The following is a 17139-nucleotide window of genomic DNA, read 5'->3' on the forward strand; positions in this document are numbered from 1 at the left end:
AGACTCTCTTATTGCATTATAATACAACGAATGCCTCTATTCAATTTTGACGCTTCATGCACTTCAAAGGCACCAGATAGTGTACTGGTTAACGGGTGTCATGCATTTTTTTGCAAGCGCAGCCATGAGAAGAAAAATCATGCCCCGGCGATCCCTTCCCCTCATCCCGAACACGTTCCCGTAGTTACGGCCCTCAGCGGCCGTTTGCCACCCGCCGCAGCGTGGTGGCCCAGTATCTCCGCGATCCGGTTCCTTCTAGCATAACCCGTTCCCTCACGCGGTGCCCAAAAGAGACCATTCCCTGTGTGCACCGTATGGAACCACCCAAAGGTATCGCGGGGGACCTCTCTCTGGACGAGGTGACGGCTGTGGGGGAGCCGAACCGGCCGGATACCAGGCCACCACGCTGTGGCGGGTGGCAAGCGACCGCTGAGGGTCGCAGCTACGTGGTCTTTTCCATGGGACGCATACCCTGGCAAAAATTTGAATGACATCCCTGGTTAACAGCCAACTAGAAACTATAGCCAGGACTGTTATAATAAAGAATAAGGTAAATATACTTATGGTGTTACCCACTTATTTCTATGTGCGTCATACAGCCGTACAGGTGTTTTCTATACAATTTTATATATGTCTATTAGTAAGAATACATGGAGGTTCTCCCACTAATGGATCCGTCCAATGATAAAGCTCATCCCTTGACTCCGTTTGAGCAGAATCAAGATAATAATGGCCCTACGTTGCCATCTCAGCAATCGGGAGCCAGTTATCCGCCTCCACCAGGACCACCTGGAGGAGGGTATCCCTATCCATCGCAGCCGGGTGTCGCGGGTGGAAGCTATCCTCCGCCTCCTGCGCAAGGATCAGGGAGTAACTATCCAGGCCCACAGACGCCGCCGGGAGCAGCAGGAACATATTATGGTCCACCGCCGCCACCGCCGCAGTCGGGTCCCTCGTATGCGCCGCAGTCGGGTGCGGGCTATGCTCCGCCTCCTCCTCCGCCAAATACGAATTTCTATAACAATCCATGGCAATCTCCCCCACCACCTTCACGTAATCCGGTGCCCTCTCGGCCGCCCAATATTTTTGAGCGACCTATGCCGTTGTTGGCATATGCCGGTGGCATTGTATTGATCGCTATCGTTTTAGTGGCATGCTACTTCCTGGGCGGTGGCGACTGGGCGGCCCAGGCCGCTCGCGTTGGTATCGTTGCTTTGATCATTGGTATTATCCTGCCCATCGTCTGGTTTATCCGTACGCGTAGCCGTCTCGCGGTCTCCGCTGGCATGCCGCGCCGCATCATCTCGATCGTATGTATTGTGGCCTTGCTCGCGGCCTCCCCGATCGCTAATGCGATGCAGGGGAGCCTGCATATGCAAGAGGGCCGCTATTTTGAAGATCGTGGACAATGGCAGGCGGCCATCGACGAATACACGGCGGCCGGTGAGAAAAAGCCTGGCAGTGTCGCGCTCGCGCGTACCTATACCTCCTGGGGATTGGCCCTCAACAAGGCCAAACTGTATACTCAGGCCATCAACCAGTTTACCACGGTCTCTACGGATTATCCTGGCATTGATGATCAGGTGATACAGGCACATCAAGGGGAAGTAACGGCCCGGATCGCGCTGGGTAAGCAGGCATCTCAGCTTGGCAATTACAATGAAGCTATTAAGAACTTCGATACCACATTAAAGCTTCAGTATTGTTATGCCGCCTGCCAGAGCGAGGTCAAGGGTGTGGACTCCACGGCCTACTATAACCTTGGCGAGTCACAGTTTAAAGAAAAGAACTATGACGATACCGTTACCTCGTTCGATAAGATCTTGACAGATTTTGCTGGTACGCCTGAAGCAGCGAAGCTGCATAAGCATATGGCAACCTCGCTTCTCAATGTTGGTAAGGATCAGCGCCGCTCTTCATGTAGTTCGGCCGTGCCTACCTATCAACGGCTCGGTAAAGATTTCTCTGATACCCCGGAAGGGAAAAATGCCCAGAACGAGCTGAAGCAGCCGCAGAATGTGACAGGACACTTCGTCAATAATGAGCCAAACAGGAATTATACGCGTATGTCCCTGGTTCAAGGGCTCATGGGTAACATGACGACCGATCAAATGTTTGCCCTCTGGGATGGTACACAGTTGAAGACAGACATCCAGGCCAACGGAAATTTCACCTTTACGGCTGTACCCCAGGACAACTATGATCTGCTCTGGTATCAGAACTCCGGTGGCACCGAGCGTGTCGCCTTCCGTTATAATACCCTGACCAATATCCCGACCCACACCGCGAAAGTCGGCCCACTCTGTCCCGTCGATGTTGGTGATGTTAAAGCTGGCGGCTAAGCTAGCGAGCAAAGACAGGGTTTGCAGCCATGTTACTGGTATGCAGGCCCTTTCTTTTTGCCTGTTTCAGGGATCGAGATGATGACCACATTCTATGCAGAATCTGGCATCGGCCACGGCGGGTGAAGGGGCTGAACAGTTGGGGCAGACTTTGGTGCGGTGGTGACCGCAATAGGTGCAGTATTTCCAGTTGGCCTGTATGGGCCGCTGGCAGGATGGACAGTGTACACGGACATTGGTGTTGGCCCGTTTCCAGGTGGGGGGCTTCGGGACTTCTCTGGCCGGTGGGGGGTGTAGCAGGTTTTCGCTATGGCGTAAGAAATTGGGCTCCATATCCGCTGTGATTTGCAGGCGCAGTGTCGCGATTTGGGTGGGATGGGCCATCTGGAGTCGCTGGATACCGGGATGTGAGATGACGCTGAGCACCAGATGGTTGGCCGCGACCCTGGCGGATGGGCGGTAACGGGTCAGATAATAGGTGATCATGGCGATGGCGTTCTGGACACATTCTTCGGCGGCCTGTGAGAATGGCGGGTTGTCTTCCTTGAAGTAGAAATTGTTGGCATAGACGGCGTCAATATGGGCACGTAGCGTGGCCATATCTAATGTACAACTCTGTAACTGTTTGGCGACCAGGCTTTTTCCCTCACTGAGCACACCCAGGAGCAGGTGCTCCAACTGGACCGCAGGGGTCCCCGTTTTTTCAGCCTCCTGCTGGGCCAGCAGAATGATCTCACGCGTCTGCGGTGTCAGCCAATCGATCTCCAGCGACTGCTGACCGGGACTCTTCGTGCTCATGCCCACCCCTCCTGCATCATATGTATTTTTGATTGGCTGATATACATACATCTATCCTGAATATTTTAGCATATTACTGCTAAATGTCTGTGAACCAGTTCACAATTCTGCGCTCGGTCAGGGCTTTTTAATTGTCCTCTTCCTGGCGCCTACGGCGCCGGAGTCTGGTGTGGTGTGTGTTCTGTGGGCGGCCGCGGCCGCCCACAGAACACACACCACACCAGAAATACTCTGTATATGATTTGCCTGACAGTTACTCCCGGCTGAAAATGAAAAAGCCCTGGCGGTCGGTGGCTAACTTGCATTTCGCTGTTGCGTACAGTACAATTGCCGGGGCGTATGGATGAGCGATAGTGGGGGATTTTCCTGTAGACATTGACGTATTTTTGGAAAAAAGGATAGATTGCGATGGCGGATCATAGCCAGGATGAGATCGTAGCACTTGTACAGCAGATGGCGGCGATTCCGGATCGTCTGGTGCGGGCGATGACGGGGAAGTCGCGCGAGCAATTTTTGCGCCGTCCAGCGGCAGGTGCATGGGCGGTCCCAGAAATTTTTGCCCATATGCGGGCTGTCGATGATATTGTCACCACCCGTATCTACATGGTATTGTCCCGTGAGGATGCGCCACTTGTCTCCTTTGACGAGCGGCGCTGGTCCGAGGTGGCCCGCTACCTGCAACGTGACATCCACCAATCGCTCACCCTGTTCACCCTACGGCGCATCGAGGTCGTCACCGTTCTACGCAGCCTCTTCGCCGAAGACTGGCAGCGCACCGGTCAGCACGAAACCTACGGCACCCAGACCCTGCTCGGCATCGTACGCGACCTTGTGTCCCACGAAGAAGAGCACTGCTCTCAGATCGAGCGCCAACTATCCTGAGGGCTCAACGTAGAAATGAAGAATACAGTACAAAGGATATTTGAGAAGAAAAATGACACGCGAACTTTTAGATCAAGCTATTCAAATCCGTGAAGAGGGACGAGCCAGACAAGACTTGACGATACTGGAAAAAGCGTTGGAGTTACTGAATGAGCTCCATGTCGACGATCCCACTAACGCTGAGATCAGTTATCAGCTTGGCATCGTGCATGACAACATGGGACGTGAGCAGGGCGCCATCGCGTTCTATGTCCAGGCGCTCTCACAGGGACTGGCCGGAAAAGACCTGGAGCGCTGTCTACTTGGCCTGGGAAGCACCTATCGTGCGCTGGGACAATATGAGCAAGCGGTTGAGACATTGCGCCGGGGCGTCAAAGAATTTCCTGACAACCGGGCCCTGCAAACCTTTCTCGCCATGGCCCTCTACAATACAAAGCAATACAAAGAGGCCATGGAGATCACCTTACATAATCTGCTAGAGACCACCTCCGACGAAAAGCTCCAATACTTCAAGCGTGGCCTCACCTACTACGCGGAACACCTTGATGAGATTGGGTAATAATCACATCACAACGAAATAATAGGCAAAAAAGGATGCTTGACTATGGATACAGCTACCAGATTTGAAGCCTGTCCTGGATGTGGGGCGCGAGTACCTTATATGCCAGATAGCCCAGGTCCCGAACATCAATATATAGATGCCTCGCCGGGCTGTTGGTATATCTTTGGTGAAGTCGGCATACGTCCCTATGTCAGCTCACGTGGTTTCCTGGTTGACACCTATATGGTCCAGCATCCTGGTCAGCCTTCGCGCCAATCCATCCAATCCGTATGCCGCCACCTGCTCGGACTCTACTGGTCGCTGGAACGCGGCCTCTCCTTTGAAGCCAGCATCAAAGCCATGCTACGGACTCCGACCGACCAATTTATCTGGCTTGATCCCCCCGGCTCGCTCGGCCCCATGACCATCATGGATGTCGCCCAGGCCACCGATCTTGCCTCCTACAACCAGCTCATTAAAAGCTGGGCTCGCACAACCTGGCAAGCCTGGGAGCCACACCATCCCACCATTCAACGCTGGGCCAACAGCTCGTTCCCATCGTAACGGCACGCCTTTGCGGCTTTTGGTTTGGAACGAATGGACATTATCGTAAACAGGGACCTTGACGTGGGCCGTCTCCTCCGCCCATGTGAAAGTTCCCAATTATGATCATGTTGGGGATGATATATCGATACGTAAAAGGTGTATACGCGGCGGTAACGTACGCCGAGTGGGCGCTGCCAGCCAGCGTTGCGTACGTCGAGTGGGCGCCACACGCAAGGCCGCACTGCTGGGTTTACGTGGGCGAACGGGTCAGAACGTCTCGCAGTGCTGTGGCGCCTACACGAATCATCTTTGGTGGTGCCGGGGTTGAAGAGGAACATGTGGTATGGCAAGGCCTTGCCTTCATGGTTCGTATACATGGTTGCTGGTCAAAACGTTGCCAGGCGATCATAGTTGAATGAAAATGATTGGTGTAGGCGCCACAGACATGCGATGCTTTTATACACGTATCGCTTTTGATTATGCCGCATGCCGGCCTTGCGTGTGGCGCCCACTTCACGTACGATCGGTCCGCTTCACACGTTTTCCCACCCAAGACCGGATCGTCATCCATGATCGGGATCGGATCGAAAATGTTGCTACGTGAGATGTCTTGGGCTTTACGTGTGGCGCCCACTCAACGTATGATTGGCCCGCTCCTCACGGCGTCCCACCCAAAATCGGATCACGAATCATGACTATGTTGGGTATGAAATAGTGCGATGTGGACTGGGGATCCCCTCATGGGGGCGCACCGGAACCTTGATCAGGGTTCCGGTGGGTGCGGCGGTTTAGTAGATGATGATGCCGGTAAAGAGTTGGACGTGGTCGTAGACCCAGTGGGCGTCGTCTTTGGACATGTTGACGCAGCCGTGGGAGCCGACGTCGGCGGCGCTATCGCCGGTGACGTCTTTGTGCGGGAACTGGGTGTTGGGTCCGTATTCGGCACGCCACCAGCTGTCATGGACGAAGTAGCCGCCACTATGGTATTGCATGGCGTAGTTGATGGGGGTGTCGGGATACCAGTAAGGATCGCCTTTGGGGGCGATGGATTTAAAGGTGATGTGCGTCTGGTGACTCTCGACCCACCAGCTTCCCGGTGGGGTGGGCTTGTCTGGCTGGCCGGTAGTGACCAGGAAGGATTTGATCAGGTTGCCTTTGTCGTAGACGCGCATGGATTGCTCGCTGAGCGAGACGACCAGCACACGCCCATCGGTCTTGCCGTAGGTTTTCATCAGGCTCAGGTCGGCTTGATGGACCTGGTTGTAGGGCGTTTTGTCGCCGGCATTCTGGGCCATGGCTTTGAAGTTGATGATGTACATGTTGGTGTTTTCGACGATTTGCTGGTAGTCGGCAAAGGTTTTGGCGGCCGCCACGTCGTCTTTGATCCAGGTACCGATACCGGTTTTGTTGTCGTATTCAAAGCCCATTTTGTAGTTGGTGTTGTTGAATGAGTCAAAGTGCGGATGGCTCTGCTGCCAGTCTGAGGCCATCTTTTGGAGCTGCTGCTGCGTGCTCTGCTGCTGGACCTTGATGGCTGGTAGCTTGATGTTTTCGACATGGCTGCGCGTCGTGTCCAGGGCGCTCTTGTAGCTGCTGGCCGTGGTGGCGTTAGCTAGCGCCTGCTTGTCGCTATTATATTGCTGCTGATACGTATCGGTCTGGCCACCATATTGCTTCATACTCCCGATCCACTGCTCCAATGTCTGGAGCTCCTGGGTGCCCTGCTGCTGCATGCCGGTGGTGATCGCGGGCTTCGGCGTGGGCGTCGGGGCCGGCGAGGCTTTAGAGTTCGTGGCCGCTATACCAGGCACCTGACAGCCGCTGAGTACCAGGCAGAGCGCCAGTCCACCCAGTATGTATGACAGCAGTTGCCGCTGTATTGAGGATGTGGATGTATACCGTTTGCTTTGCATGTGTTGTAATATCCTTTGCAAATGATGGCTGCTCATAAGTGCCTATCCGGGGCGCATAGATAAAAAATAGCCTATTTGTTACTTAATATATAATAATATACTATACCCTTCCACGTAGCTGTCAAGGCCACCTGCCGAACGGGTTAGCCGCCGCGTTGAATTTTTGCTAGAATGTCATGGTGGAGCTTCTTGCTGCCAGCGAGAACCAGTGAATAGCGGTCGTTAAGTGTGTTGATTGGGCGCAGGGCTTTGCCTTCGTGGTCGGTGACGATGCCGCCGGCCTCCAGGACAATGCTGGCCGAGGCCAGGAAGGATTCGCCGGTGATCTCGTCTCCGATATCGATATAGGCATCATAAGTGCCGCTGGCCACATAGACACTATCGATGGCCGAGCTACCGGTGCGGCGTACCACACCCAGGCGAGGACTTTCCGTAAGCAGGGAGCGCAAGATATCTCCGTTGCGACCGTCCAGATTGAGTCCGGCTACGCAATCTTTCATCGTGGTCGTTGTACTGACCTGGCAGCGCCGACCGTTGCGGAAGGCCCCGCCGCCTTTCTGGGCCTCGAAGACCGTACCGGTAAAAAGTTCTCCTACCAGGGCCCACTGGACATTCTCCGGAATCACCGGCGCGTCGATCGGCAGGACCGCCAGGGCGACTGCGGCGACCATGATGCCGCGCTCGACATTGGTGGAGCCATCAATTGGATCGACGACAATACGGTACTGTGGTTTTTCAGAGGTTGAGAAGGTGGGACGTTCTTCTGTGATAATCTCGAAGCCCAGTCCACTGTCGGAGAGGCCATTGATGATTAAGTCTTCGGCGTCTCGGTCAAACTGCATGGTTGTATGCTTTTGTGATTGGGCATAGATCTGCTTCCGATCGTAGCGCTCTGCCTGTGTATAGGCTCGGACCTGTCGGAAGAGTTGTTCCAGAAGTTCTAACATAACTGTTTTTGCCTTACTCTCGCTGTACTATTTTCAGCATTTCTGCGGTACTTGCAAAGATTTACCGGCGCTGGTTCTCTGAGTGCCACATGTATCGTATTGCATCCATTGCAAAACTATTACGACTTTGTCAAACCCCGTTTGATGGATTGTTCGCCCGCTACGCGGGCGGTAAGGGGGAGAGGAGAGGCCGGGGGCACAGCCCCCGAACCCCCAGTCAAGGGGCTGGCGGCCCCTTGCATCCCCGCCTTATAGGTTGTCAGCCCGCTACGCGGGTGGTAAGGGGGAGAGGAGAGACCAGGAGCACAGCCCCCGAACCCCCAGTCAAGGGGCTGGCGGCCCCTTGCATCCCCGCCTTATAGGTTGTCAGCCCGCTACGCGGGCGGTAAGGGGGAGAGGAGAGACCAGGAGCACAGCCCCCGAACCCCCAGTCAAGGGGCTGGCGGCCCCTTGCATCACCCGCTTTTCCATCAAATAATGTCTGGCAAATTACTACTACTATTATTCTATCCTGTTAACGCTTTGCAATGCAAAAACGTTGCGCCGGGTTTCTTGAAGGAGTCGCTGGCGTGTGACCGCAATAGCGCCTTTATTCTGGTCACAGGCCAGCCAACGCCGTCCCAGGCGCTCGGCCGCGACAGGCGTGACGCCACTGCCACAAAAGCAGTCCAGCACCAGATCGTTCTCCTCGGTTGACGCGAGCAGGATGCGTTCGAGGAGCGCGACAGGCTTCTGGGTGGCATAGCCGGTGCGCTCAGGATCCTTCTGGTGCAGGTGACTGATATCGCTCCAGACATCGTCAAGAGACATTGTACTGTCGGCCCGATAGGTATACAACTTGCCCGCCGAGCGAATCGTCCAGATGGTATGGCCATCGGGTCCGACCTCTTTGCGCATATGATTACGCTTCTTCTCTCCACGTGGCTGGCCGATGCGCTCACTATGAAAGCAATATTCCGCCGTCTTAGTATAGAGCAGAATCGTATCATGCTTGCGCGCAAAGGACTTCTGGGCACGTCCACCCGACTGATAGTGCCAGATAATCTCATTCTTGAGTCCGGCCCCCTTACTACGAGAGCGGCCCGCAAACACCTCATCGAGTATTACACGTGCATAATGAGTCGCACGCCAATCCAGATGTACATAAAGGCTACCATCCTTGGCCAGCAACTCATAAAGATAATAGAACGTCTCATAGAGCCATTGTAGATAGCTATCCAGATCATTATTCCAGATATCATGATACGAAATACCATCACCCGTCAGGATCTGTGCCCCATTCTTAAAGGTACGCCCCGTCATAAATGGCGGATCAATATAGATCAGATCCACCTTACCCGCAAACTCCGACTGTAACGCCTGCAAAGCCAGTCCACGCTCCCCATGCAGCAACCGATTATACCAATCCCCAGGCGCACCCGCACCCATAACCTCTCCATCCACTAAACCATAAAACCCCTCAACCACCACCTCAACCCCCGAAGGCCGTGGAAGCGCCTTCCCCCGCCAGACCAATTCAGCCATATATACAAAAATCTCCCTCACAAATCCATTAGATAAAGCAGCCATACCGGGAAGCGCCAGCGGACCAGTCAAGTCCACCCGCCGCATGCGCGCCGGTCTGGTCCACCCGCCGCATGCGCGGACCAGGCCGGGAGGTGCAGGAGGGCCGGCCAGGCCCTCCTGCCGGGGGAGCGGGGGTGTCCCCCGCACTTTTCCCCTTCTCCCCCTTCCCGCCGCAGGCGGGAATGAAAAAGATCATACATCCAAATCTGCAATAGTGGGACAATTGGGCGCAAGGCCCAAATCTACTATACAACATAGGTGAGCATGGTATAATGGCCATGCAGGTAACGCAAGCGCTGCAATAGATTTGTCTTGATACGAATTCTGTATCTTGCATGGGCAGCAGGAGGAATTGGTGCCCACACAAAAACACTTTGGGGATAAAAGTACATGTCAAATGTTCTATGGGTCTTATTCAGTATAGTTGCATATGTCGCTGGACTCTACATCATGTTGAAGACAACGCCAATGCTGCTCGCACGATCCTACGACGAAGGATTGTTCATGGCTATTGCTGCGGCTGATATCCTTGGCGCAATCCTCTCCTTTGGAGGGATCGTGATTATGTATGCAGTATTTGACGCTAACATTGTGATTAAAATTGTGGATTTTCTCTTACTTATCGGGGTCCTGCTAATCACTGCCCGCCTGGCAATGTTTAGCTTACGACCAAGATATGTGGCTGGAACCAATAAAATATCTCAGATTGTGGCCGGCATCTACTGCATCTGCCTTGTAGTGTCATCAATCTACTATATGGTCCAGATTTTTATCGCCTGAACGCAAGCAATTTATCGACCACTTACTTCAATAGAAAGAGGAGGCCCGCTACTGCTATGATGAGAGCGGGCCTCCTCTTTCTATTGAACATTTTTAGTCTGAGAATCCTGACACTATTCCTGTGTCTTTTCGGCCTTTGATCGTCTGCCGCCGACCTGTGGATAGGTGATCTGCGGCAATGCTCGCTCGATCTGGGGTCGACTGGTCTCAAGCCAGGGTGGTAGCTGCAATTGTGTCCCTAATCTTTCGACCGATTCATTGATGGCGAAGCCGGGAGGATCAGTGGCGATTTCAAAGAGGACGCCGCCGGGTTCTGGAAAGTAGATTGAGTGGAAATATTCGCGATCCAGAATTGGGGTAACGTTGAAATCCTGTGCATCGAGCTGTTCCTGCCATGCGGCCTGGGCCTCATCGTTAGCGACGCGCCAGGCGACATGATGGACGGTACCGGTCGCGACCGCGCCACGCCAGAAGCCATGGGCATTACGTACATCAACGCGCGCGCCCGCGCCACCTGCGCCGAGCTCATAGCGGAACGTATTATCTTCCTCAGAAACCAGTCGGAAGCCCATCGTCTTCGTCAAGAGGCCGGCCGTCTCCTCATGTCCATCTTCCCAGAGCGTAACGGCCGAGATGCCGCGAATCGCATGCTCGGCCGGAATCTCGCCATTGTCCCATCCGGGGCGCTCTAATTCGCCTGGATGCGCGACCAGTTCAATGACCAATCCATCAGGATCGCGGAAGGTCAGGACCTGTTCCCCGAAACGTGTGATTGGACCCTCATGCTTGATGCCTTTTTCGATCAAGCGACCAAGCCAATAACTCAGAGAAGCCTGTGGAATCGCGAAGGCCGTCGCGTTAATCTGGCCCGTCCCCTGACGACCTTTCTGGGCGCCCGGCCAGGCAAAGAAGGTCATGATCGTACCGGGATTTCCCTCACGATCCCCGTAATAGAAATGATAGGAGCCTGGATCATCAAAATTGACGGTCACCTTAACCAGTCGCAGGCCCAGCAGACCAGTATAAAAATCGATATTCCCCTGTGGATCGGCCGTAATCGCCGTCACATGGTGGATACCGAGCAAGCTATGTTGCATATCCTTTTTACCTTTCCTCAAATAAATAGCGTGAGACAATTTATTCCCCTATCCACTACACGTCAACCATATGTTGAAACGTTACAGCAGATATTTTCACATCCCCCTTGACATGGACACGTCGCCTTCCAGCGCACATAAGCTTTGTCGCCTGGGACGCATGAACATGATCCCATTTAAGCCACCGAACAAACGTGGTGTGGGGACGGCGATCGTGATCATAACCAGGGACATTGACGCAGGCTGCCGTCTCCTTGCCCCATGTTAACGTTCCTGATCATGATTATGTCGGATCTAAAACATTGCTACGTGAGATGTATTGTGCACACTGCGGCATCCCATACAACAGGATGCCGCATTGTTAACGGATCTTAGAGGAAGCGGTCGTACCATTGGATGGTGCGGTGCAGGCGGTCGATGCGCTGGCTGGGAGTGCCGATGCCGGGCCAGTCGAGCAGGTGGCTGGTGTTGTGGTAGGCGACGAGTTCGACGGGCTTTTTGCGTTTGCGCAGGGCGACAAAGAGTTGCTGGGATTCACTGAAGGGGCAGCGCAGGTCGTCGGCGCTATGCAGGAGCAGGAGCGGCGTCTGGATGGCGTCCAGGTGGGTGAGGGCCGAGCGCTCGGCAGCCAGTTTTTTGTCGGACATGGCCATGTCGAACCAGAGTGCCTGATCCGAGAGTTGCGCGGCACTGATTAGCGAACTGATGCCGTTGCGACTCACGGCCGCTTTGAAGCGCGTGGTCTGCGTAATTCCATAGTTGGTCATGTAGCCGCCATAGCTGAGTCCACTGATGCCGAGCCGCCCGCCGTCGATGGCCTCGCTGGCGATCACATGCTCGACGCCCGCCATCAGATCCTTGAAGTCGTCTCCACCCCAGTCGTTGAGCACGCGGCGACAGAAATCCTCTCCATAACCGGCGCTACCGCGTGGATTGGGGGCCAGTACCGCGTAGCCACTGCCCGCCAGGACCTGGAATTCATGCACATAGCTATCGCCCCATGCCAGCGAGGGACCTCCATGGGGAGCCAGTATCAGCGGGGCCTTGATGTTCTCGGGCAGTTGAGGCAGGTAGAGCCAGCCCTCGATCTCTAGACCATCAAAGCTTTTCCAGCTAATACGCTTTGGACGCGTCAGGCGGTGGCTTTGCAGGATGGCGTCGTTGACACGGGTGAGCTTGCGAGGCTGCTTGCCAGTACCAGCCATACACCAGATATCGCCCGGCGTAAACCAGTCGGCGCGCACCATGCTGATCAACTGGCCGTTGCGGCTAAGCTGTGGACTGATATAGCGGCCATTGCCAGTGGTCAGGCGCTCACTATGTTGCTGGCCGAGGTCCAGTCGATAGAGGTGTAGCTGACCGCGCTCCTGAACCGGGACCAGCAGGGCCTGACTATCAGGATACCATTGTGGAGCGGTCAGGTATTCGTTGCGTAGCTCGTCGATAATCCAGGCCTGACAGGTGAAGTCCTGTGCATCCGGAACCGCCAACTGCGTCATGCCGGTCTGGGCATTGACAATCCAGGGAGAAATATTACTGGACTCGGTCTGGTCGGGTGAGTAGAGATAGGCGATGCGGCTCCCATCCGGGGACCAGGATGGCTTCTGGGCCAGTCCCTCCTCAGGGGTCAGACGGCGCATCATGCCGGTCGAGAGTGTCAGGACCCATAGGGCCATGCTCACACTGAGATCCGGATCGGCGCGGCGGTTGGCGCAAAAGACCACTTCCTGTCCATCGGGTGACCAGCAGGATTGTACCAGATCAACCGGCTCGGAGGTGAGGCGCATCGCGCTCCCACTCAGCGGAACCAGCCAGAGCTGCTGGTGGCGTCCATGATTATGGCCCACGCCATCCGCCTGGCTGCCCAGGCGCGTATAGATCGTGTAGAGCCGATCAGAGGTCGTGGCGGGCTGATCGTCCTGTGGCTTCCAGGCGCTATGGGCCAGCAAGATCTGCCCGTTGGGATGCCAGCTATATTCGCTGACCCCCTGCTTGAGATTGCTGACCTGCTCGGCCTCGCCTCCATTGAGGGTCAGGAGATAGATTTGCGCTACGCCTGAACGATTACTTAAAAAGGCCAGAGATTGTCCATCGGGCGACCAGCGCGGCATTGTATCATTGTAGGCGCCGCTACTCAACTTACGCGGGGCGGCCAGCTTGCCGCCGGCACTCTCGACCAGCCAGATCGCGCTACGCGTTGCATCTTCTTCATCATCACATTCCAGCAACACATACGTGATCAAACGACCGTCCGGCGAAATCTGTGGATCAGAAGCCACTTTAAGCGAGAGCAGGTCCTCGATCTCCATCGGCGGCACCACCGGAATGCTACCGGCCAGGGGGACTGAATTACTGGCCTGTATCGGAGCAAACTGTTCGACCGGCACCTGAATTGTCGCGGCCTGTTCCTGTTCCTCTGGCAAAGCTGATGGCGCGCTGGGGATTTGCTCTTCCTGATCTGCCGCAGGTTTAAGATAGATATCTCCACCTTCCTGGGTGCCTTCAGACGGTTGTTTCTCGCCCTCTGCCGGGGCAGCAGGCCGAGCTGTGTCAGTGGGAGCGGGCTGAACCTTTTCCGTCGAGTCAGGCTGGACCGTCTCATGCTCGTCGGTTGTCGTTATCGCCGGCTCCTGTTGATCCTCAGCCGTCGCTTCAGGTTCCTGGGATGTCTGTGCTGGCTGTTGAGCGGGAGCCTCCTCGGCCCTGGCTCCAGCCGGTGGTCGCTGTCTGGTTGATTCATCATTCTCTAGCGTACTCATACAACAAAATCCCTTCAGTGCGTAATGATACAAATTCGTTCAATAAGTTATACGTATCGGCCAAAAGGAAGGTTAAAAAATCCTCCTGTGATCAGAGAACTCCGCTGCGGCGGGTGGCCAGCGGCCGCTTTTGGGGGGATCAGGGGAAGGTGTTGAAGCCGCTTGAGCGGATGAGGTGGTTGAGGAATTGGCGGGAGACGCGTTGGTCGACCCGGTCGCCGATGCGGGCGACGAGGACGTTGGCGAGCTCCATGCTAACGTTGGGTTCGGTGGTGGAATATTCTACAAAGCCCTGGGTGCTGAAAAGATGCTTGATCAGCTCGCGATAGCGAAACGTGGAGATGCCGAGTCCTTCGGCGTCCCAGTGCCAGGAGAGGCCGATGGCGAAGAAGATCATGTCTTCCTTGGCTTCGAGCTCCAGGGAAAAGGTCAGCAGCTCTTTGGCGATATTGAGACCACGCCAGTCTGAACTGACCTCGATGGCGACTTCGTAGAGGTTATCGACCCCGTTCCACCATTCGTCGGCGGGCGCTATAGTGACCTGTCCGACTATGACGCCGGAGGGCGTATGGGCAATGGTGAGGGCGCAGTCCGGGCTGCGTGCGATGTCGAGTAATAGTTGATGTTCACGCTCAGGTACGCGCGCAAACGAGCAGAGTCCTTTATCTGCCCGCAGGCGCTCCACCAGCGAGGGCGGACTGAAGTCGCGCAGGATGACGGGTCCACGCTCAGTTTGCAGGGTGTGGATACGCGAGGGCGTGTCACTGCGGTTAAGGTGCAGCAGGTCAAACAGGTCCGAGAGCGGCGAGTGTCTACGCGCAAGCGGAAAGGCCTGCCGGATCGAGGATGGAATCAAGAAGTGGCGCACCTGTCCCACGGTCTGGCGGTTCGCATAGTTGATATCCCAGCGCCGTGGCTGCGGCGGAAATAGCTCGGGCCGATCCTGAAATGTGGTGGGAAACTCCTGCGGACTAAGCTCCTTGCCCATAATCTGCTGCCCCAGCTTCTCACGCTCGACCGCAGCCTCCCAGAGGGGGCGCCAGCGCTCAAGCCAATCCTCCGGCAAGCGTTCCGGTACCTTCTGTCCCGACATCTCGGCCCACAGGATACTCCAGGCACGCGGCACCACACTATAAAGCGCATAGCCGCCACCGCCGAGCGCGACCCAGCGACCACTACAGTAGGTATGGGCCAGCCGGTGGGCCAGCTTGATCTGGGCCGTAATACCCCGCATAGTCAAACTGAGATGGGTCAATGGATCCCACGCATGGGTATCGCAGCCATGTTCGGTCACAATCACATCCGGCGCAAAGGCGGTCACGAGCTGTGAGAGCAGGGGATCCATGGTCTCGATATAGCTATCGTCCTCAGTAAATGGCTCCAGCGGCACATTGACGGAATAGCCACGGCCACTGCCATTTCCCATCTCTAGCACATCGCCGCTACCAGGAAACAGGTAGCGACCGGTCTCATGGATCGAGATGGTCATGACGCGTGGATCATCGTAGAAGGCGCGCTGCACGCCATCACCATGGTGGGCGTCAAAATCGATATACAGGATCTTGGCCTCGCTGGCCTGCAGGACATGGGCGATGGCCACGGCGGCATCATTATATACACAGAAGCCCGAAGCCCGGTCCGACCAGGCATGGTGCAGGCCGCCTTGAGGATGGAAGACATGCAGGGGGCGCTCCTCCTCGGAGGCAAAGATGCCCCCCTCGGGCAGCCCCATCACCGCGCTAAGCGCCACCAGCGAGCCGCCCGCAATCACCGCCGACACCTCATGCATATTCGGCACCGCCGGCGTATCGCTATCCCCAAAGCCATAGCGCTGCTCCAATGTACGCCGCTGCTCCAGTTCCTCGGGACTCATCGTGGGCGCCGCCGGCACACTTAATTGCTGGACGGCCGCCAGATAGGCGGGATCATGGATCAGGCCGAGCTCGTCCAGGGTCGCGGGACGCAGGTCAAGCCGGGTCTGTGGATTATTGGCGTCCCAGAGCTCACTACTCCCCAGCAGATCGACCATGGCTCGCAGACGACCGGGATCCATTGGATGTTGCACGCCAAAATTATATTGCAGTTCCTGCGGATCAAATATGAGCCGTGCACGCGGGCTGGAGGCTGGTTGGGATTGCTCTGTCATCTTTTCCACTGCCTTTTCTGTGACTATTTGGACCCCAGAAATGGGCTACCAAACGAGTATTCGATACCTTCTTCTTTCAACCGTAGTAAGAGGGGCATAGGATTAATGGTGCCGAGGCGCAGTGTCGCGAGCTCAACGGTGCCATCGCTGCGTGGGGCCGCCTGGACGCTGCGGATATGGACACGTAGCTCGCTAGCCAGTAACAGGGCACGGGCCAGGGGGGTCATATCACCATGGGGGAGCACGATATCAAGCTGCATCCCCGGCTCAAAGGCTCCCATTGACCGTGAGAGTGCCAGCAAGAAATCGCTACGCGTCAGCAGGCCAACCAGGATTGCTCGCGTCTCATTTTCGATCGGTGCATATTCTACCACCGGCAAGCAGCTAAGGCCACGCTCAACCAGAATCTGTGCCGCCGCCGCCACACTCGCTGAGGGCGTCACCCGGACCGCCGCGCTATGCATCAGCTCAACCACCAGCCGCTCCTGCCAGGGCTGTCCATTGCCCTCATTCTGAGAGACTGCCGCCGCCAGATCAATATCCTGTGAATAGAGTAGACCCTCACACGTCAGCAGCACCGTACGCGTCCCGCTATCATCAGTGCGATGCACACGGCGCGTCACCGGCAAATTATGAAAACCATACTGCCGAAACAGATTGGCCGCATGGGCCAGCGTCTCACCAGGCTCGACCGTCGTCAATTTCGTAGACATAATATCGCGTACAATCATGGCACAGTCTCCCCCGTAGTGTAGCCGCGCAACAAACCAATCCAGATGGAGCTATATCACTATCATAACACATTAATCGTACCGGCAGGGC

At 55.7% G+C, this 17139-nt stretch carries 14 protein-coding genes; 6 read left to right on the forward strand and 8 right to left on the reverse strand.

The genetic code is table 11. From position 1 onward, the window contains the following. The first annotated feature begins 305 nt into the window (after positions 1–305). Both EL633_RS19880 and EL633_RS19885 read left to right on the forward strand, forming a co-directional pair. Positions 306–491: a hypothetical protein gene (locus EL633_RS19880; RefSeq protein ID WP_126628859.1), complete on the forward strand. Its 186-nt coding sequence runs from the start codon at positions 306–308 to the stop codon at positions 489–491. Positions 492–668: 177 nt separating this feature from the next. Next, positions 669–2342 carry a tetratricopeptide repeat protein gene (locus EL633_RS19885; protein ID WP_126628860.1) on the forward strand — a complete coding sequence of 558 codons (1674 nt, stop codon included), beginning with the start codon at positions 669–671 and terminating at the stop codon, positions 2340–2342. Positions 2343–2408: 66 nt separating this feature from the next. On the opposite strand, the gene EL633_RS19890 is transcribed toward EL633_RS19885, so the two are convergent. Next, positions 2409–3140: a zinc ribbon domain-containing protein gene (locus tag EL633_RS19890; RefSeq protein WP_161982271.1), complete on the reverse strand. Its 732-nt coding sequence runs from the start codon at positions 3138–3140 to the stop codon at positions 2409–2411. 408 nt (positions 3141–3548) lie between these two features. Between EL633_RS19890 and EL633_RS19895 the strand changes: the two genes are divergently transcribed. Genes EL633_RS19895 through EL633_RS19905 form a run of 3 tightly spaced genes read left to right on the forward strand, consistent with a single transcriptional unit; the run spans position 3549 to position 5127 of the window. Beyond that, positions 3549–4022, forward strand: coding sequence for a DinB family protein (locus tag EL633_RS19895; RefSeq protein ID WP_126628862.1), 474 nt, complete (start codon positions 3549–3551; stop codon positions 4020–4022). A gap of 52 nt (positions 4023–4074) precedes the next feature. Further along, a complete protein-coding gene (locus tag EL633_RS19900; RefSeq protein WP_126628863.1) occupies positions 4075–4581 on the forward strand; it encodes a tetratricopeptide repeat protein in 507 nt (168 codons plus the stop codon). A gap of 45 nt (positions 4582–4626) precedes the next feature. Further along, on the forward strand, positions 4627–5127 hold the full coding sequence (locus tag EL633_RS19905; RefSeq protein ID WP_126628864.1) for a DUF5946 family protein: 501 nt from the start codon (positions 4627–4629) through the stop codon (positions 5125–5127). 770 nt (positions 5128–5897) lie between these two features. Here the strand turns inward: EL633_RS19905 and EL633_RS19910 are convergent. The 3 genes from EL633_RS19910 to EL633_RS19920 form a co-directional block, all read right to left on the reverse strand. After that, a complete protein-coding gene (locus EL633_RS19910) occupies positions 5898–7022 on the reverse strand; it encodes a L,D-transpeptidase (protein ID WP_161982272.1) in 1125 nt (374 codons plus the stop codon). A 143-nt stretch (positions 7023–7165) separates the two neighbouring features. Continuing rightward, entirely contained in the window at positions 7166–7969 is an 804-nt protein-coding gene (locus EL633_RS19915) for an inositol monophosphatase family protein (RefSeq protein ID WP_126628866.1), read from the reverse strand. 501 nt (positions 7970–8470) lie between these two features. Next, on the reverse strand, positions 8471–9682 hold the full coding sequence (locus EL633_RS19920) for a DNA methyltransferase (protein WP_126628867.1): 1212 nt from the start codon (positions 9680–9682) through the stop codon (positions 8471–8473). Between the two features lie 243 nt (positions 9683–9925). On the opposite strand from EL633_RS19920, the gene EL633_RS19925 reads away from it, so the two are divergent. After that, complete coding sequence (locus EL633_RS19925) at positions 9926–10315, forward strand: hypothetical protein (protein ID WP_126628868.1); 390 nt, start codon at positions 9926–9928, stop codon at positions 10313–10315. A 113-nt stretch (positions 10316–10428) separates the two neighbouring features. Here the strand turns inward: EL633_RS19925 and EL633_RS19930 are convergent, their stop codons facing one another. The 4 genes from EL633_RS19930 to EL633_RS19945 form a co-directional block, all read right to left on the reverse strand. Further along, the gene (locus EL633_RS19930) at positions 10429–11412 is read right to left on the reverse strand and encodes a ring-cleaving dioxygenase (RefSeq protein WP_126628869.1); all 984 of its coding nucleotides are present in this window, start codon (positions 11410–11412) and stop codon (positions 10429–10431) included. Between the two features lie 371 nt (positions 11413–11783). After that, the gene (locus EL633_RS19935; protein WP_126628870.1) at positions 11784–14171 is read right to left on the reverse strand and encodes a S9 family peptidase; all 2388 of its coding nucleotides are present in this window, start codon (positions 14169–14171) and stop codon (positions 11784–11786) included. A 139-nt stretch (positions 14172–14310) separates the two neighbouring features. Beyond that, entirely contained in the window at positions 14311–16317 is a 2007-nt protein-coding gene (locus tag EL633_RS19940) for an acetoin utilization protein AcuC (protein ID WP_126628871.1), read from the reverse strand. 23 nt (positions 16318–16340) lie between these two features. Next, complete coding sequence (locus tag EL633_RS19945) at positions 16341–17048, reverse strand: CBS domain-containing protein (RefSeq protein WP_126628872.1); 708 nt, start codon at positions 17046–17048, stop codon at positions 16341–16343. Positions 17049–17139 lie beyond the last annotated feature (91 nt).

This window comes from Dictyobacter alpinus (assembly GCF_003967575.1).
Taxonomy (GTDB): Bacteria; Chloroflexota; Ktedonobacteria; order Ktedonobacterales; family Ktedonobacteraceae; genus Dictyobacter; species Dictyobacter alpinus.

Coding starts and splice junctions, on each gene's coding strand:
- EL633_RS19895 (WP_126628862.1), top strand. CDS start 3,549: ATGGCGGATCATAGCCAGGATGAGATCGTAGCACTTGTACAGCAGATG.
- EL633_RS19910 (WP_161982272.1), bottom strand. CDS start 7,022: ATGCAAAGCAAACGGTATACATCCACATCCTCAATACAGCGGCAACTG.
- EL633_RS19945 (WP_126628872.1), bottom strand. CDS start 17,048: ATGATTGTACGCGATATTATGTCTACGAAATTGACGACGGTCGAGCCT.
- EL633_RS19900 (WP_126628863.1), top strand. CDS start 4,075: ATGACACGCGAACTTTTAGATCAAGCTATTCAAATCCGTGAAGAGGGA.
- EL633_RS19935 (WP_126628870.1), bottom strand. CDS start 14,171: ATGAGTACGCTAGAGAATGATGAATCAACCAGACAGCGACCACCGGCT.
- EL633_RS19890 (WP_161982271.1), bottom strand. CDS start 3,140: ATGAGCACGAAGAGTCCCGGTCAGCAGTCGCTGGAGATCGATTGGCTG.
- EL633_RS19905 (WP_126628864.1), top strand. CDS start 4,627: ATGGATACAGCTACCAGATTTGAAGCCTGTCCTGGATGTGGGGCGCGA.
- EL633_RS19885 (WP_126628860.1), top strand. CDS start 669: ATGGATCCGTCCAATGATAAAGCTCATCCCTTGACTCCGTTTGAGCAG.
- EL633_RS19925 (WP_126628868.1), top strand. CDS start 9,926: ATGTCAAATGTTCTATGGGTCTTATTCAGTATAGTTGCATATGTCGCT.
- EL633_RS19915 (WP_126628866.1), bottom strand. CDS start 7,969: ATGTTAGAACTTCTGGAACAACTCTTCCGACAGGTCCGAGCCTATACA.
- EL633_RS19940 (WP_126628871.1), bottom strand. CDS start 16,317: ATGACAGAGCAATCCCAACCAGCCTCCAGCCCGCGTGCACGGCTCATA.
- EL633_RS19930 (WP_126628869.1), bottom strand. CDS start 11,412: ATGCAACATAGCTTGCTCGGTATCCACCATGTGACGGCGATTACGGCC.